Raw genomic sequence first — 15732 nt, 5'->3', positions numbered from 1 at the left:
AAAGACTTATTTCCTAAGTTCTTTTATTCTAGCAGATTTACCTCTTCTGGCTCTTAGATAATAGAGTTTTGCTCTCCTGACTCTACCAATCCTAAGTACTTCAATGCTTTCAAGACTTTCACTATAGATAGGAAAAGTTTTTTCTACACCAATGTTGTTAGCACCCATTTTTCTAATCGTAAATGTTCTGTCCACGCCATTTCCTCGAATAGCAATACATATGCCTTCAAAGATTTGGATACGACTTTTTTCACCTTCTTTGATCTTTATTCCGAGTTTTATGGTGTCGCCAGCTTTAAAAAGAGGAATTTTTTTATCACCAATTTGAGATTTTTCAAAGTTTTCAATATATCTATTTTTCATTGTATGCCTTTTTTGTTGCTTTCCATTTTTGATACAAATCTGGTCTGAAGTATTGTGTCTTTAAAATTGCCAGACTATTTTTCAATTCTTTTATTTTACTATGATTTCCCTTTGAATACTCTGAAGGTGGAAAGAATTTTTCAAAGTTTTTTTCAAGATTTAGAGTTCTTGAAAAATTTGGTGCTTCTAAAAGATGTGATTGAAAACTTTCGCCTATTAGAGATTGTGGATTCCCTAAAACTCCTTTGATTTGTCTTGAAATACTATCACATAAACATAATGCAGGCAATTCACCACCTGTAAGGATAAAATCCCCTATAGAAAATACTTCATCAGCACACATTTCAATACAACGTTCATCAAAACCTTCATAACGACCACATACTAATACAATATGTTTTTCAAAAGATAAACGAATAGAATCATTATGTGTAAATCTTGTCGCTGTAGGTGTGAGGAAAATGATGTGTTTAGGATCAGGGATATTTTTTAGAGCTTTTTGGATAATGTCGGGTCTTAAGACTTGTCCAGCACTCCCACCTATTTGAGGATAATCTGCTTTTTGGTGTTTATCTGTTGCATAATCTCTGATGTTAGAAATATGGATTTGAATCAATTTTTTTTTGATAGCGTTTTTCAGGATAGAGTCTTCGAAATAAGAAGATATGAGGTTGGGGAAGAGAGTCAAGAAACTAAATTGCATTAGCTTGCTTCTAGGATTGATTTTGCCCCTTGCGTAAAGATTATCTTTTGTTCGGGTAGGGTTTTGAGGATAAAGGGTTCAATATAAGGGAGTAAAAAGATTTTTGGGAGTTTTTGGTTTATGAGATTTTGTGAAGTCTTGATAATCAAATAATCTGTCATCCCAATACGTTCAATATGATTGATTTCTCCAAGTGCTTCATTATTTTCAATAATTTCACAGCCAATGAGATCAAACCAAAAATATTCTCCTTCTTTTAAAGTACAGAATTTTTTAGTATCTTCAAGGCTGGTATAAGCGATCAAATTTGTCAAACTTTTGGCTTGATCAATATCTGTTATCCCGTCGAAAAAAATAATGTTTTTTTTATTATCAAAATGTTTAATGATATGTGTATATCTTATATAGGGTGATATGAGTTGTAGAACAAGACCTTTTTGAAGGCTTTGAGGGAAATCGGTACTCAAATGAAATTTGAGTCCACCATTTATACCAGTACTTTTTCCTATTTTGCCTACTTCTATAAGAGAAAGAAGCTCATTGTTGTGAATCATTTGACTCAACAACTATCCTATAGGTAAAGCCATCCTTTGCTTTTGCCCCTGAAATAAATGTTTTAAGTGCACTGATCATCCTGCCATCTTTACCAATGATTTTACCCATATCTAATGAAGAGGTATAAATAACAATATCTTTATAGCCTTCTTCAAAAGAATCAATAGAGACAGATACCTCATTTGGATGTTGTACTATTTTCTTGACATAATTTTCTAAAAATTTTTCTACCATATTTTAACTCAATATATTTATTTTCCTGAGGATAATTTACTGACTCTTTCGCTCATTTTTGCCCCAACACTTTTCCAGTAATTTAGTCTTTCTGTGTCTATGTTGACTATTGCGGGTTCGGCTAGTGGATTGTAGTAACCGATAGATTCTATCCAACCACCATCTCTTCTTTTTCGAGAGTCAGTAACAACAACTCGATAAAAAGGTTTTTTCTTTCTACCCATTCGGGTTAGTCTTATTACTGTTGCCATATTTATTTTGCTCCTATTATTGATTTCTTAAAGTAAAAGCAGGGTATTGATTATGAGATATTCATATTTTCTCAAGTTTTGAATGCTTTTAAAGATGGATAATTATACACTAATTTTTTTTTAAGTTGATAAAAAGAAGTAAAATTTTATAAAATATCCTAAAAATGCCTTTAAAGCTAGATTATGTTACAATACAAATAAGAAGTTTAAATACTTTTAAAGAGATACTCAAATGAATGCAATGATAGAAGCAAACAAAAATACTTTATTTTTTGATGAAACAAATTTAACTTATTTTGAACGTAAAAAAAAATTATTAGAATCTCTCAGAGGAAAAGCAAATCCATATAAACGTTATTGTGGCAGTCCTATCCGATATGGAGGAGGGAAGTCCTTAGCAGTAGGATTTATAATTGAATATTTTCCTGATAGTTTAAATAGGGTTATAAGTCCTTTTATGGGTGGAGGGAGTGTAGAAATTGCTTGTGCATTAGAACTTGGACTTGAAGTGAAGGCATATGATATTTTTGATATTTTGGTAAATTTTTGGAAAGTTTTGCTTAAAGATTCAGAAGCACTTTATAAAGAATTGAGTCAACTTGAACCTACAAAGCAAGTGTACCAACAAATAAAAATAGAGCTTAAAAATTATTGGAATAAAGAAATTGTTTTAGACTCTATGAAATTAGCAAGAGATTATTATTTTAATTTTAATCTTAGCTATGGTCCTGGATTTTTAGGCTGGATGAGTAGTATTTATGAAGATAAAAGTCGTTATTTGAAAGCATTGGAGAAAATTAAGAATTTTTATTTACCTAATCTGAGTGTAGAATGTGCGAGTTTTGAAATGGTCTTTGGAAAATATCCAAATGATTTTTTTTATCTTGATCCGCCTTATTTTTTAGATGGTGATTCTAAAATGTTTAAAGGTATATATCCTCAGAGGAATTTTCCTATCCATCACAATGGATTTGACCATCAACTTTTAGCTGATTTACTTCATAGACATAAGGGAAAATTTATATTGAGCTACAATGATTGTGGTTGGGTAAGAGAAACATATAGAAATTTTAAGATTTTGGAACCCCAGTGGCAGTATACGATGGGACAAGGTGAGACTCGAATTGGTAAGAATAGAATACAGAGAGGAGATATACATAATATTAAGAAATCTCATGAACTACTGATTATTAAGGAGTAAATCTTTGAAGATATCTCAAGTAAAAACAGCTTTTAAAATCGCTGAAGTTGAGTATGTGCAAGGAAGCACTAAACTAAAATTCAATTACTTGAAAGAATTAAGAAATGAAAAAGGCGAGATTTTGCCTCAAAAAATCCTCACTCAAAATGTTGCAAGGGTATATTTAATAGTCGTAGATGGTGAGATTAAAAAGATTGGAGGTTCTCAATCTGAAGGTGGCATCAAAAATACCTTGTCAATTTATCAAGATGGTGGAGTAAAGGGTCGACCAAGTATTAGGAGTTTTGGCATATGGTATTTTCTTTATCATACTATATTAGAGCAAAAGAAGATTGAATTTTATATGATTTATCAAGAAAATTTTGAGAAAGAGATTAAGGGGCTTTTTGGAGAAAAGATAGTTAAGGATGCTTATATTAGTTATAAACTTATTGAGCAATCTTGTATTGAAGATTATTTAGAATTTGAAAATAATAAATATCCTGAATGGAATGTTCAAGAACAATGGATGGATTGGCCTTTGATGATTAAAAATCAGCATGCAGGGCTTTTGAAATTAAGTTCAAACAAAAAGGTAATTAAGAGAAAAGAAGTCAAAAGATAATAGATATTAATAAGATAAATTAAAAAATTATATCTTAAGATCAAATCTTAGAGGGAATTTATCATTAACTTGACTTCGCTTTCATACTATTTACTTCCCCAGTCATTTAGACTTTGCAAAACTAAATAGATTTTTGGCAATAAGTCTTGAGAAGTTTTCAATACCCCATAAATATTTTCTAATAGTTTTGTTTTGGCTCCAGTATAGCGACGATTTGTTATTTTAAACACTGATTGCCTCTAGTGGTATTTTTGTAATTATAAAAGATTTTTCCTTATTTGTTATTGGTTTTATGGTTTATCCTTTTGCATAGAGAATTTGAGAGGTTGCAGAATATTTTTGGATTGGTAGAAAAATCTTTAGGTGAGATTTCAAAAGTTGTCATTTTTGAATAGGATTTGGCTTTGATTGTCCCATTTTTAGAATCGAATTTTAAAAAACACTCATTTGAGTTGTCTTTTTGTATATCATAAAGTAGATTGTGGATTTTAGTGATATTGATGGCTTTATTAGATAAAAAAGCTTGGGTAAAAAGCCTTGAGAGTTCATTTTGAATGACACCTATTTTAGAACTGAGTCTTATTTCACAAATTTTTTCATTTGAGCTTAATTTGGGGATAGCAACAGAAAGGATAATGCCAAAAATCACTATTGCTAAGACAAGCTCAATAAGGCTAAAAGCATTAGAGTTTGATGCTGTTATCATTGAATGGGATGGTTAATTTTCTTTTATAGATTTTAGAAAGTTTTTGACATAATGCCGAGCTTATCGTATTGTCAATAGAAAACTCAAGTGAATTGCCTATAAAATCAATCATCACACAATTATTAACATTATCAATACTGCCATCTTTTGCTAGTCGTACCCCTGTTGAAGTAGCTATCCATTTTGTTGGATTGAGTCCTGCAACTTCCATTATTAAATCTCCATTTAAGCTTGTAGGTGTTATATCATCAGTTAGACTTTTTGATTGTACTGCACTCAATACAGTTTGAATATCACTTTGCAGAGCAACATATTGTGCATCACTTCTTGTGATAGAAAGTCTTGGTATAGCAATAGCAGCAATAATACCAATGATAACGATAACAAAAACTAATTCAATCATACTAAAAGCATTCCTCATAAATTTTTCTCCTTTTAATTAAAATATTTTATTGCAATAAAGTATCAACCATATTTTTGACAAAATTGGCTGAAACCCTAGCTGAACTATCCAAAAATTCATCAAAGCTTACATTAGCCTCACCATCAGCACTATCACTAATAGATCGAAAAATACAAAATGGTACTTGGAGTAAATCACATACAACAGCTACTGATGCACCCTCCATTTCTACAGCATCAGCTTGGAAATTTTTTATTAAAAATTGTTTTTTATCATCATTGTTGATAAATTGATCTCCTGATGCTATAACCCCATCCTTGAGGTTTATTTCATACTTTTTTGCTACTGATTTTGCTATTTCATTGAGTTCAGGGTCTGTTTGGATATATATTTTACTTTCAGGGATAAATCCCAATGGATGACCAAAAGCACTTATATCTACATCATGTTGGCACAATTTTAAGGCAATCATTAAGTCGCCGACTTTTAAATCTTTTCTAAGACCTCCAGCCACCCCGCTGAATATGATTTTTTCACAACCAAACTTTAAAATCATACTTGATGCAGTCAAAGCAGAATGCACTTTACCTATTTTGCTATAGGCGATATAAATTTGGGAATTTTTATAAAATACACAATAAAAAGTATTCCCTCCTAAATGAATTTCTTCATATTTGCCAAAAATTTCAAGTAATGGGGTGATCTCTTCACGCATTGCACCGATAATACCAATTTTCATTTATATCCTTATTTTTGTATTTGTGAGATTGTTTCATTCAGTGAGGCTAAATTAGCAATACTGAAAGTTGGTTTTTCACTCAATCTTTTATTCAACCCTTTTAATACCCCGCCATGACCAAACTCAATGAAAATATCTATTTTGTCATTGAGTTTTTGGATAGATTGTTTATAGAGGACGGGTTGAGTGAGTTGTTTTGTGAGTAATTCTAGGGCTTCTTGTTTATTGTTGTAGGGTTGCATAGTCGCATTTGAGAGGACACTTAAAGAAAAATCTTCAGTGATAAGAGCATTTGCTAATCCTTTGAATTCTTCGCATATATCCTCAAGCATAGGGCAGTGACTTGCCACTGACATTGGTAGGAGTAATGCCCTTTTAGCACCTAATGCTTTTAAATCAGGTTCAGATTCAATGAGATCGGATTTTTTTCCTGCTAATACAATTTGTCCTTCAGCATTATAGTTGGCACACCAAATGCTTTTTCCTTCAGTTTGTTTTTGGTAACAAAAATTTTGGAGTTTTTCATCTTCTATTCCTACTACGACCATCATCCCTGCATTTTTGCCTTCGCAAGCTTTTTGCATTAATTCTCCTCTTTTATGGGTGAGGGTGATGGCATTTTCAAAACAAAGTGCTCCTGTAATGCTCAAAGCACTGATTTCTCCTAATGAATGTCCAAGTGCTATATTTGGAAGCAATGGAAATTCTTCTTGAAAGATAGTATGGGCAATATAGCTAACCAGAAAAATAGCAGGTTGAGTGAAAGCAGTTTGATTGATTTGTTCATTATTTTCAAAAAGTAGTTTTTTGAAATCAATTTTAATTGTGTCAGAAGCATTTTCAAATAACTCTTTGGCACTGCTAAAATTATCATAAAATTCTTTCCCCATACCAATGTTTTGACTGCCTTGTCCGGGGAAAATAAACGCATATTTCATTGATGAACCTTTTGTTTTTGGAGTGTGTATTTTGAATTTTGAGTTTAAAAATGTGATTTTATCACATTTTGAAGAGAATTTGAAAAGTGTTAAGTTGTATTTTATGATTTTTTCTCTAAAATACTCCTCTTTAAATTTTTTGGACCGGTGGGTGAGTTGGCTTAAACCACATCCCTGCTAAGGATGCGTAGTCGCAAGATTACCGAGGGTTCGAATCCCTCCCTGTCCGCCATATATGTAACCTCTTGTTATTCAATACCACTTGCATTATCATTAATATAAAAGCAGTTTTTTGATTTTTATCCTAATCTTTATGATATCTTTATTCAACTATACAAAATATTTTTTATAGAAATGTTTCTTAATGTAGCATATTTGATTATAAAATTACTTTTAGTAACATAAATAAATTTTATTTCTAAAAAATATAAATCTTTATGAATTATTTCTTGCTTTATTTTCTATTATATATCAGGCATAGAACGAAGCCTTAAATAACCAAAAAAAGGGTTATAAATGAAGAAATACATTTTCATATGGATAGCAAGCATTTCTTTTGTATTTGGTTTTGAATACCAGTTAAATGGCTGGGCTGGTTCTTGGACCAAAGTTGGATTTAATATTGGTAATCCTAAAACGATTGATCCAATCAAGGGAGTATTCCCAACTGAGAGTTTTAGCACAATGGCTATCAATTTGGCAGCAGATGTGCAGCTTTATAAATGGAACACTTCATCATTGAATTTTGGAGTTTCAGGTTTTATTGGTGGACTTGTTTATGATTCTACTAAAAAAGATAAGACTATAGATGGGCAGTTGTATGTGCCTGCTGGTTTTTCTTATAATTATGCTGGATTTTGGGCAGGCTACCTTTTGAATGCTCCTTATAGTGCTTTGGAAGCTGGTAATTATACGCATAATATTATTATCCCAATGATATATTTGCATTATAATAGTGAATTTTTTGAATTATGGGCAGGTAGATATAATGTTCCTACATCCTCTTATGCTGATCTTTTTTCTTCTTATACACAAGGGGTGGATTTAGTCTTTAAATATAAGTATTTTAGGGCCTTTTTTGAAGCTAGTTTTGGACGCGCAAATGCTTCAATGGCTTGGATGTATGATTGGTATGCACCTTATTCGGTGAGTGATGAAAAAGGAGAACCTACAAACTTAGGGATGTATTTTATTGGTATGGATTATATAAAAGATGGGTTGACTATTCGTCCGGCATTTTATTTTTATCCAACGCTTTACAATGTCCCTGTTTTGAAAGTGTCTTATCAGACAAGTCAGGATTTTTTTGAGCAAAGAGGTTGGGGTTCAAACACGCAATTTTTATTATTCACCCCTTTTCAACTTTATAATGCAAGGTATTATCCTGGCGGTATAGGTCGTTATCGGTATGGGGATTTGCCTGATAAATTTGCAGTTTCACTTACATTTTTACAGACCTTTAACCTTGATAGATACAGTTTTGGATTTGGTTTTCATAAAAATTTTGGGAGTGCGAACGGATATGTAGGCAATAGGGGGAATACAGTTTTGATGGCTGATATTTGGGATGCCTCAGTCTATGATATTGGACAATCTGTATCAGATACTATTGGGGCAGATGCATTCACGCCTTATTTATTTGGTGGTGCTAAATATCAAAATTTTGAGTGGAATATTTTAGGTCGTCTCACTTATGCAAGACGAAGCAATGAACAAGCTTTGAGGATTGGAGGTTCTTATAATCTAAAAAAAGATATTTTATTGGGAGGCTTTATAGAGTTTTTTAGGGATGAAACAAAGGCTGGTTATCGTGTGGGTTCGAGTCGTCCGGTACCTGGTAATCCAAGAAATATTGCTGATAGAAGTTATATGGCTGTCTATATCCGTTATAATTTTTCTAATTAGTTTTTTATTTTAAGCAATCCAAATAGTGTTCATAGATTTTTTGTAACTCCCTTTCTTCTTGGGTGTTTTGAGGTTTATTTGGGAGGGATTGCTCAATGAGATTGATCTTTTTTAGGAGGTATTTGAAGAGTTCTTTATCTATATCGGGGAGTTTTGTTCTGGTATCTATTTCTTTTGTTTCTTCTTTGCTAATGATACGTGCAGGAATTCCTACTGCAGTGCTATTTGCAGGGACATCTTTGATGACAACAGAATTTGCACCAATTCGAGTATTTTTACCAATCGTGATATTGCCTAGTATTTTTGAGCCTGCACCAACAATAACACCTTCTTGAAGTGTGGGGTGACGCTTGATTTTTTCTAAGCTCACTCCTCCCAAACTCACTCCTTGATAAATCGTTACATCATCTCCGATATGAGCTGTTTCTCCGATAACTACACCAATACCATGATCAATAAAAACTCTTCGACCAATATAACAAGCAGGATGGATGTCTATATTGGTGAGGAATTGTGTCAATCCCATCAAAGCTCGAGCCAACACTTTAAATCCAGAAATATGTAGTTTATGTGCGATACGATAATGTATGATGGCAATCAATCCTGGATAATTAAAAAATAATTCTATTTTAGAGCGGATAGCTGGATCTTTTTGAAATGGGATAGTGAAATCTTCTTTGATGAGAGAGAAAAGGCTAATTTTTTCTTTTTTTTGATCCATTTAAACTTTTTCACCATTAGTGATAGTACGCAAATAACCATTTTCGCTTAGCATAATATAAAGTTGACCAAGTACTTCTTTTTTTGTTTCTTCATCAATGGCTTGATTTTCTTCAATCCTTTGTTTTAAGATACGTTCAATTTCTTTGGTATCATAATCAAGATCATCAAGCACATCCAAAATCGTTTGTGCTTCTAATAGATTTTGTATTTCATAGCCTTTGTTCAAATCATCATCAAACATTACCATAAATTCTGTAGGGTGGGTGAATAGATTATGTCGCATTCCTAATACTTCTTGATAAGCCCCTACTAAGAAAAATCCTAAAAAATATTCTTCTTTGGTAACATCAACATCGTGTAAAAATAAAGGTTTTGAAGAATCAAAAGTAATCTCACCATCGCTATCACAAGTAATATCCCATAAACTTGCACTTCTAGTAGGGCGTCTGTTGAGCCTATCAAGTGGCATTACAGGAAAACTTTGTCCTAATCCCCAATAATCAGGTAGGCTTTGGAAAAATGAGCAGTTGAGTAAATATCTTTCTTGAACTTGTTCTTGGATGCGGATGATATCGTTATGATTTTTGTATTTGAGTAATTTGATGACTTTTTTGATGATGAGGTGGACAAGGACTTCTGTGTTACTCCTATCTTGTAGATCAATATAGCCCAGATCAAATAATGTAAGCAGAGATTCCATATGATCAAAGCTATCATGGAGGTATTCAATTGCATTTTTTTCACTCATACTTTGATATAAATCAAGCATTTCTGCTATTAGCGGAGGGTTTTTTTCTTTTAATTTGAGGGCTTTTTCATCATATTCTTGTGAAAATAGTTCTAAAACAGGAGCAATTAAAACAGCGTGGTTTGCAGAGATATAACGACCTGATTCGATGTATATATCAGGCTCAAGTTCTTTTTTGTTTTTTACGATTTCTTTAAGCAAAAATACAACATCACCACTAAATTCACTTAAAGTATAATTACGATTGTTATTGCCTTCATGTTGAGTGTATTCAACAGCTAAACCTCCCCCGATATTCACGCAAGTAAGATTTGTTGCACCCATTTTTCGGAGTTCTGCGTAAATATTACCAACTTCGCGGATAGCTTTTTTTAGTGGTGAAATATCACTGATTTGGCTACCAATATGAAAATGTATCATTGTGAATTGATTGAGCAATTTAGAGTCTTCAAGTAATTTGATGGCTTCAAGGAGTTCTGTGCTGGTGAGTCCAAATTTTGAATTTATACCCCCACTTTTTGCCCAAATACCGATACCAGTGCTATGTAGTCTGATACGAAGTCCAATGTTGGGGTAAGGAGCACCCATTTCTTTTGCGACTTCAATGATCGTTTCAAGTTCATTAAGTCCTTCAATTGTCAATGTGATTTGATGACCCATATTTGCAGCTATGAAACCAAGACTGATCATTTCTTTGTCTTTGAATCCATTTACTGTGATTGGTGAATTTTTATTTGTATATGCCATTGCGATGATGAGTTCTGATTTACTGCCAGCTTCAAGTCCATAGCATTTATCTTGACTACAGGCTACTAAAGGTAGGACAAAATTGGGCATTTGGTTGACTTTCAAGGGAAAAACTGCTTTGAAATTACCTTTATATTTATATTCTTTAATAGAGGCTTCAAAAGTAGAGAATATTTTTTCAATTTGTTTTTGGATAAGATGTGGAAAGCGAATTAAGAGCGGACCTTTGTATCCTTTTTCTCTGACTTCATTCACAATATCAATGATGGCAGGTTTATTTTTATGATTGACTTTGACTACCCCATTATCAATGATAAAATCATCATTTGACCAAAATTTGATTCCATAATCAACCATCATCTATCCTTCAAAATGATTTAATCAATATTTATTCAAAATTATAACACTTAATTTGGATTTTAATAATGTGGTCTGTATAATCGGAAAATTAAAATAAAAGTGTTGGGATAAATGTTAGAAATTAATAATCATACTGATGCCATTTTAGATTATGAGTTGTTTGATAAGATTGCATTATTTTTGAGTCCAAAAAATATTGAATTGATACTCACAGATGATAAAAATCTCCACGAACTCAATAAAGAGTTTCGTTTTCAAGATAAAACAACAGATGTTTTAAGCTTTCCTTTTGATGATATGGGCATTATCGGGATGGATTTGATATTGGGTAGTGTGGTTATTAATGTAGATATGGCAAAGAGGATGAGTCAGCAGCTGAGGCATTCGATTGACTTTGAAATTGCTTTGTTGCTCATACATGGTATTTTACACCTTTTAGGATATGATCACGAAAAAGATGATGGGGAGCATCGTTTGAAAGAAGAGGAAATTATAAATCATTTTGGTTTACCTAAAAGTTTAATTGTCAGAAATCAGTAGTTATGCTTCACATTCTTAGATTTATTGTTTTCATAAAGTAATCAAGTTTTAAAAAATTATAATCTTTCTTAGGATAGACTTGAAGAATATTTTACATCAGGAGAAAATTAATGAAAATAGCACAATCTGTATTGGACATTATTGGAAATACACCCCTTTTAAGACTACAAAAATTTTCTGCACAATATGGTGCAAATATCTTTGGAAAATGTGAATTCATGAACCCTAGCGGTTCTGTGAAAGATAGGATTGCCCTTGGTATGATTCGGCAAGCTTTAAGCGAAAAAAGAATTTCTATTAATAGCGTTTTGATTGAGCCTACAAGTGGCAATACTGGAATAGGATTGGCAGCAGTTTGTGCTTCTTTGGGTATAAAATTAATCCTTACGATGCCTGCTTCAATGAGTATTGAGCGACGTAAGTTGATGAAGATGTTTGGTGCACAGCTTGAGTTAACTCCTCCAGAAAAAGGAATGAGTGGTGCAGTCCAGAAAGCTATTGAACTTTCAAGAGAGATTCCAGACTCTTTTATTTTGCAACAATTTGATAATCCTTCTAATGCTGATGCACACAAAAAAACTACTGCAAAAGAAATTATTGATGCTTTAGAGGGTGAAATAGATGTTTTTGTTACAGGTGTAGGTACGGGTGGAACTATTACAGGTGTAGGCGAAGTACTTAAAGAAAAAAATCCAGAAGTCAAAATATTTGCTGTTGAACCTGCTTTATCTCCTGTACTTTCTGGAGGAAGGGCAGCACCCCATAAAATTCAAGGCATTGGAGCAGGTTTTGTTCCAAAAGTGCTTGATACTAATTTGTATGATGAGGTTTTGCAGGTAGAGACTCAAGATGCTTATCTTTTTGCATCAAATTTGGCTAAATTGGAAGGTATTTTAGTCGGTATTTCTTCAGGTGCAAATCTTTGGGCTGCTGCTGAACTCTCAAAACGTTTTCCGGGTAAAAATATTGTCACAATATTGTGTGATACAGGTGAAAGGTATTTGAGTACAGAATTTTTTGATTTTGAATCCCCAGAAGAGTAAAATTAATTGATAGGTAAACTCCAATCAAGAGGTTCTTTGCCAAATTTTTTAAGTGCTTCTTGGGCTTTTAAGAATACTCCGCTTCCAACAAAACCTTGTGCTAGTGGACTAGGATGGGGTGCTGTAATCACGATGTGTTTGTTTTGGTTGATAAGAAGTGTTTTCTTTTTTGCATAATTTCCCCAAAGCATAAAAATGATTTTTTCATAGTGATTTGAAAGCGTTGCAATAATAGCATCACTGAAATTTTCCCAACCAAAATATGCATGAGAGCCTGCTTTAGATTTTTCCACACTAAAAATTGTATTCAAAAGCAATACTCCTTTGAGGCACCAAGTACTTAAATCTCCATGATTTGGGACTTGAAAACCTAATGAATTGTTCAATTCTTTATAAATATTTTTCAAGCTTGGAGGGATGGGGACATTTTTTGGGACAGAAAAACTTAAACCCATTGCTTGAGGGATTTCTACCCCATTATATGAAAAACTCCCGTGATACGGGTCTTGACCTAAAATTACGACTTTTACATTTTGTGGAGGGGTAAGGTTGAGTGCGTTAAAAGTTAGCTTACCGGGAGGATAGATTGTTTTTCCTTTTTGTTTGGCTTCCAGATAATGTGATTTGATGGATGAAAAATAAGGTTTTTCAAATTCTTCTTTGAGTAATTCTTTCCATTCAGGGATGATTTTTATGGATTCATGATTCATATTATTTTCACTTTCTTTTTGAAATTCGAATTATTATTTTACATTTTTTTTGATTCCAGCAAATAAAAAATTCATCAAAGTGAAGTGTAGGTAAAAGGATATTGATTTGGTGTCAAGGGGGAGACTTGAACTCCCGACCTCCGGCTTATGAGACCAGCGCTCTAAACCAGCTGAGCTACCCTGACCTAAAAAAGTCTATAATTATAAGGCAAATACCTCTAAAAGTCAATAATTAAAGGGTAATATCCACTTTCTGAATCGCATTATAAGCATTTTTATATTTTTGGAGGAAATTATTTTGAGCATCTATCCCAAAGGCTTTTTGAGCATTTTTTTCATAAGGGTTTTCATCTTTTAATTTATCATCTTGAGTGAATTTGCCATTATAGAAACTTGTGAGGCTATAAAGGGATTGTGCTGCGAGCATTTTATCTCCTTCATTCATCCCTGCTGTAGCTCTTTGAAAAGCTTCATATTCATCATCACTCATCAATTCTAAGACTAAAAATCCATAAGTTTCTCTCTTTTCAGGGAATGGATTTGGGATTTCTGTATTCATTTCCTTTGAGTTTTGTGGGATTTTTTCTGCTTGTTTTGGTCTTATTTGATCAGGAGGATTTTGCTCTTTTGTCATTTGATGACTGAGGAGATCGTATAAAGATGTTTTTGGCAAATGGGAATTGATTTCCACTGAAATACTCCGAATATTTTTTCGTAATATCTAGCAAAAATCGCTCCAAAATTATAAAGACATAATCATTTGAAAAATGTTTTTAGATTATATAAACCCTTCCTTTGCTATTTTTTGAATTATATTTACGCTCATAGCATTTCCATATTGTTTTAAAATATCACTTTCTTTTAAATAGATACTTTTTCCTCTAAGTTTTTAATTTTGTCAAATCCTTGTAGTTTTAATGCTTCTATAGCACTGATTTTATAGAGATTTTTGTTGAAAACATATAGCAATCCTTGTCGATTTCTTCTTAAGGTTGTTTGATTTGAAGAATTTTGGCTAAATGATAAATGATTTGACCATTTTTTTGGTCTTTTAAACCTTGTCTTTTTCCTACAATGCTAAAAGTTTTAAGGAAATCCGGAGATAAGAAGGTCAAAATTTGGTAGTTTGTGTGGATTGATTTGTGTTATATCGCCTAATTCTAATTCATTGGATGTATTTGGGTGGTCAACTTATCCCTACTCTATAAAAAAACCTTAAAAACTTATCAATCATTAAAATCTTTCATTAAAATCTTTAATTTCTTTGAAAGCAATTAATTTACTATACCCCCCCCCCCATAAGTAAAAAAATCAATTTTATATTGACATTTATGAAAATAAGTTTTATAATATTCTAAACATTTGACAAAAGGTTCTACAATGAAAATGAAAAAAACATACTTGAAAATCTCAACAATACTTTGCTTGATTGCTTATGGGGGGGGGGTCAGTGATTTAAAGGCAGTAGGAATATATGTATTTGATGATTCAAAAATATACGAAGATTTTCTTCCAAATAAGTTGAAACCTGTTAAGCCGCCAAACTATCCTTCTCTAAAAGATGTTATTGAGTATAATCAACAAGATTATAATAAAGCACTCTCTGATATCCTAGAAGAAGATAAAGAAGCAAATAAACAAAATATCATAAATATATACGAAATGTTTAAAAAAACTGCTTCCAATCCAATATTACACCTTTCACCAGACGTAGTAAATGATTACATCGCAGCTAGTAAAAATTATTATGAGGCAATACAAAAAGGTGAAGTTACTCCTAATGATTTGAATTCAATACAAGATGCTCTGGACAAAATAAAAGAAGTAACAAAAAAATTCGATGGATTCATTGCATTAAGTAATTTAATGAATCTACCTGCAACAAATCACCCGATTGAAACCTTTGAATCAATAAGTAATAAATTCAAGCTCAACCTCCTCAAAGTCAATTCACTGGTAGCTCTATCTCAAGCTCAACAACAAGCTTTCAAAACCATCCATAATGATCAAAAGAAATTCTCTTCTTTGAATGCTGGGGTTCAAAGGAGTGCTCAAATGACAAATTTCATTTCTTCTTTGAACACACAAACAAGATTGGCTAAATTATCCAACCCTCATAGAGAAGATATACAATTTGCAGAGTGGATAAAATCTATGCAAGGAAGAGGAATGGCTTCTAATGATATATCTAGCGATAGCATCCTCTTGGCTGCCAACAACACAAAAAATACCAATAGCTATCAAGTCAATCCCAATAAT

The 15732-nt window shown here is 32.5% G+C and carries 20 protein-coding genes and 2 tRNA genes; 7 read left to right on the top strand and 15 right to left on the bottom strand.

The annotated features are described in order from the left end of the window. Window positions 1-6 precede the first annotated feature (6 nt). Genes rplS through rpsP form a run of 5 tightly spaced genes read right to left on the bottom strand, consistent with a single transcriptional unit; the run spans window position 7 to window position 2106 of the window. A complete protein-coding gene (gene rplS, locus BKH44_RS02250; RefSeq protein ID WP_095269661.1) occupies window positions 7-363 on the bottom strand; it encodes a 50S ribosomal protein L19 in 357 nt (118 codons plus the stop codon). After that, complete coding sequence (gene trmD, locus BKH44_RS02245; RefSeq protein WP_095269659.1) at window positions 353-1066, bottom strand: tRNA (guanosine(37)-N1)-methyltransferase TrmD; 714 nt, start codon at window positions 1064-1066, stop codon at window positions 353-355. Before trmD ends, rplS begins: the two co-directional genes overlap by 11 nt. Continuing rightward, complete coding sequence (rimM, locus tag BKH44_RS02240) at window positions 1066-1620, bottom strand: ribosome maturation factor RimM (protein WP_095269658.1); 555 nt, start codon at window positions 1618-1620, stop codon at window positions 1066-1068. Before rimM ends, trmD begins: the two co-directional genes overlap by 1 nt. Further along, window positions 1604-1855 carry a KH domain-containing protein gene (locus BKH44_RS02235; protein ID WP_095269656.1) on the bottom strand — a complete coding sequence of 84 codons (252 nt, stop codon included), beginning with the start codon at window positions 1853-1855 and terminating at the stop codon, window positions 1604-1606. The genes rimM and BKH44_RS02235 overlap by 17 nt, the downstream gene beginning before the upstream one ends. A 17-nt stretch (window positions 1856-1872) precedes the next feature. Continuing rightward, a complete protein-coding gene (gene rpsP, locus BKH44_RS02230) occupies window positions 1873-2106 on the bottom strand; it encodes a 30S ribosomal protein S16 (protein WP_095269654.1) in 234 nt (77 codons plus the stop codon). Window positions 2107-2347: 241 nt separating this feature from the next. Between rpsP and BKH44_RS02225 the strand changes: the two genes are divergently transcribed. Both BKH44_RS02225 and BKH44_RS02220 read left to right on the top strand, forming a co-directional pair. Further along, window positions 2348-3307: a DNA adenine methylase gene (locus tag BKH44_RS02225; RefSeq protein ID WP_095269833.1), complete on the top strand. Its 960-nt coding sequence runs from the start codon at window positions 2348-2350 to the stop codon at window positions 3305-3307. Window positions 3308-3311: 4 nt separating this feature from the next. Next, entirely contained in the window at window positions 3312-3911 is a 600-nt protein-coding gene (locus tag BKH44_RS02220) for a type II restriction endonuclease (RefSeq protein WP_095269652.1), read from the top strand. An 86-nt stretch (window positions 3912-3997) separates the two neighbouring features. Here the strand turns inward: BKH44_RS02220 and BKH44_RS08765 are convergent, their stop codons facing one another. Genes BKH44_RS08765 through fabD form a run of 5 tightly spaced genes read right to left on the bottom strand, consistent with a single transcriptional unit; the run spans window position 3998 to window position 6697 of the window. Next, window positions 3998-4141, bottom strand: coding sequence for a hypothetical protein (locus BKH44_RS08765; RefSeq protein WP_180674084.1), 144 nt, complete (start codon window positions 4139-4141; stop codon window positions 3998-4000). A 44-nt stretch (window positions 4142-4185) separates the two neighbouring features. Beyond that, complete coding sequence (locus BKH44_RS02215; RefSeq protein WP_095269651.1) at window positions 4186-4617, bottom strand: prepilin-type N-terminal cleavage/methylation domain-containing protein; 432 nt, start codon at window positions 4615-4617, stop codon at window positions 4186-4188. Further along, the gene (locus tag BKH44_RS02210; RefSeq protein ID WP_095269649.1) at window positions 4595-5038 is read right to left on the bottom strand and encodes a prepilin-type N-terminal cleavage/methylation domain-containing protein; all 444 of its coding nucleotides are present in this window, start codon (window positions 5036-5038) and stop codon (window positions 4595-4597) included. Before BKH44_RS02210 ends, BKH44_RS02215 begins: the two co-directional genes overlap by 23 nt. Window positions 5039-5066: 28 nt before the next feature. Next, complete coding sequence (locus BKH44_RS02205) at window positions 5067-5759, bottom strand: 5'-methylthioadenosine/adenosylhomocysteine nucleosidase (protein WP_095269647.1); 693 nt, start codon at window positions 5757-5759, stop codon at window positions 5067-5069. 8 nt (window positions 5760-5767) lie between these two features. Further along, entirely contained in the window at window positions 5768-6697 is a 930-nt protein-coding gene (gene fabD / locus BKH44_RS02200) for an ACP S-malonyltransferase (protein WP_095269645.1), read from the bottom strand. A 141-nt stretch (window positions 6698-6838) separates the two neighbouring features. Here fabD and BKH44_RS02195 point away from each other — a divergent pair. Both BKH44_RS02195 and BKH44_RS02190 read left to right on the top strand, forming a co-directional pair. Beyond that, window positions 6839-6929 (top strand) — tRNA-Ser (locus BKH44_RS02195). A 284-nt stretch (window positions 6930-7213) separates the two neighbouring features. Beyond that, complete coding sequence (locus BKH44_RS02190; RefSeq protein WP_095269643.1) at window positions 7214-8602, top strand: outer membrane family protein; 1389 nt, start codon at window positions 7214-7216, stop codon at window positions 8600-8602. 4 nt (window positions 8603-8606) lie between these two features. Here BKH44_RS02190 and cysE read toward each other — a convergent pair whose 3' ends face one another. Together cysE and speA are read right to left on the bottom strand one after the other, a co-directional pair. Beyond that, on the bottom strand, window positions 8607-9323 hold the full coding sequence (gene cysE / locus BKH44_RS02185) for a serine O-acetyltransferase (RefSeq protein WP_095269641.1): 717 nt from the start codon (window positions 9321-9323) through the stop codon (window positions 8607-8609). After that, the gene (gene speA / locus BKH44_RS02180; RefSeq protein ID WP_095269639.1) at window positions 9324-11177 is read right to left on the bottom strand and encodes an arginine decarboxylase; all 1854 of its coding nucleotides are present in this window, start codon (window positions 11175-11177) and stop codon (window positions 9324-9326) included. A 114-nt stretch (window positions 11178-11291) separates the two neighbouring features. Between speA and ybeY the strand changes: the two genes are divergently transcribed. Beyond that, window positions 11292-11720 carry an rRNA maturation RNase YbeY gene (ybeY, locus tag BKH44_RS02175; protein ID WP_095269637.1) on the top strand — a complete coding sequence of 143 codons (429 nt, stop codon included), beginning with the start codon at window positions 11292-11294 and terminating at the stop codon, window positions 11718-11720. A 110-nt stretch (window positions 11721-11830) separates the two neighbouring features. After that, entirely contained in the window at window positions 11831-12763 is a 933-nt protein-coding gene (cysK, locus tag BKH44_RS02170) for a cysteine synthase A (RefSeq protein WP_095269635.1), read from the top strand. 2 nt (window positions 12764-12765) lie between these two features. On the opposite strand, the gene ung is transcribed toward cysK, so the two are convergent. The 3 genes from ung to BKH44_RS08760 all read right to left on the bottom strand — a co-directional run bounded on the left by ung (window position 12766) and on the right by BKH44_RS08760 (window position 14107). Next, window positions 12766-13473: a uracil-DNA glycosylase gene (ung, locus tag BKH44_RS02165; protein ID WP_095269633.1), complete on the bottom strand. Its 708-nt coding sequence runs from the start codon at window positions 13471-13473 to the stop codon at window positions 12766-12768. A 107-nt stretch (window positions 13474-13580) separates the two neighbouring features. Then, window positions 13581-13658: transfer RNA gene (locus BKH44_RS02160), tRNA-Met, on the bottom strand. Window positions 13659-13705: 47 nt separating this feature from the next. After that, entirely contained in the window at window positions 13706-14107 is a 402-nt protein-coding gene (locus BKH44_RS08760; protein ID WP_180674088.1) for a hypothetical protein, read from the bottom strand. A gap of 746 nt (window positions 14108-14853) precedes the next feature. Here BKH44_RS08760 and BKH44_RS02150 point away from each other — a divergent pair. Continuing rightward, window positions 14854-15732, top strand: an 879-nt coding sequence (locus BKH44_RS02150; protein WP_143428289.1) for a hypothetical protein, incomplete at its 3' end; no start/stop codon positions are given.

Origin of the sequence: Helicobacter sp. 13S00477-4 (assembly GCF_002272785.1) — a bacterium.
Taxonomy (GTDB): domain Bacteria; phylum Campylobacterota; class Campylobacteria; order Campylobacterales; family Helicobacteraceae; genus Helicobacter_J.
This window is presented reverse-complemented; position numbering and strand designations above follow the sequence as displayed.

Excerpts from the sequence above, each read along its gene's own strand:
- rpsP (WP_095269654.1), bottom strand. The coding sequence starts at position 2,106 with ATGGCAACAGTAATAAGACTAACCCGAATGGGTAGAAAGAAAAAACCT.
- cysK (WP_095269635.1), top strand. The coding sequence starts at position 11,831 with ATGAAAATAGCACAATCTGTATTGGACATTATTGGAAATACACCCCTT.
- trmD (WP_095269659.1), bottom strand. The coding sequence starts at position 1,066 with ATGCAATTTAGTTTCTTGACTCTCTTCCCCAACCTCATATCTTCTTAT.
- BKH44_RS02215 (WP_095269651.1), bottom strand. The coding sequence starts at position 4,617 with ATGATAACAGCATCAAACTCTAATGCTTTTAGCCTTATTGAGCTTGTC.
- BKH44_RS02190 (WP_095269643.1), top strand. The coding sequence starts at position 7,214 with ATGAAGAAATACATTTTCATATGGATAGCAAGCATTTCTTTTGTATTT.
- cysE (WP_095269641.1), bottom strand. The coding sequence starts at position 9,323 with ATGGATCAAAAAAAAGAAAAAATTAGCCTTTTCTCTCTCATCAAAGAA.
- speA (WP_095269639.1), bottom strand. The coding sequence starts at position 11,177 with ATGGTTGATTATGGAATCAAATTTTGGTCAAATGATGATTTTATCATT.
- ybeY (WP_095269637.1), top strand. The coding sequence starts at position 11,292 with ATGTTAGAAATTAATAATCATACTGATGCCATTTTAGATTATGAGTTG.
- rimM (WP_095269658.1), bottom strand. The coding sequence starts at position 1,620 with ATGATTCACAACAATGAGCTTCTTTCTCTTATAGAAGTAGGCAAAATA.
- ung (WP_095269633.1), bottom strand. The coding sequence starts at position 13,473 with ATGAATCATGAATCCATAAAAATCATCCCTGAATGGAAAGAATTACTC.
- BKH44_RS02225 (WP_095269833.1), top strand. The coding sequence starts at position 2,348 with ATGATAGAAGCAAACAAAAATACTTTATTTTTTGATGAAACAAATTTA.
- BKH44_RS02235 (WP_095269656.1), bottom strand. The coding sequence starts at position 1,855 with ATGGTAGAAAAATTTTTAGAAAATTATGTCAAGAAAATAGTACAACAT.
- rplS (WP_095269661.1), bottom strand. The coding sequence starts at position 363 with ATGAAAAATAGATATATTGAAAACTTTGAAAAATCTCAAATTGGTGAT.
- BKH44_RS08760 (WP_180674088.1), bottom strand. The coding sequence starts at position 14,107 with ATGACAAAAGAGCAAAATCCTCCTGATCAAATAAGACCAAAACAAGCA.
- fabD (WP_095269645.1), bottom strand. The coding sequence starts at position 6,697 with ATGAAATATGCGTTTATTTTCCCCGGACAAGGCAGTCAAAACATTGGT.
- BKH44_RS02210 (WP_095269649.1), bottom strand. The coding sequence starts at position 5,038 with ATGAGGAATGCTTTTAGTATGATTGAATTAGTTTTTGTTATCGTTATC.
- BKH44_RS02205 (WP_095269647.1), bottom strand. The coding sequence starts at position 5,759 with ATGAAAATTGGTATTATCGGTGCAATGCGTGAAGAGATCACCCCATTA.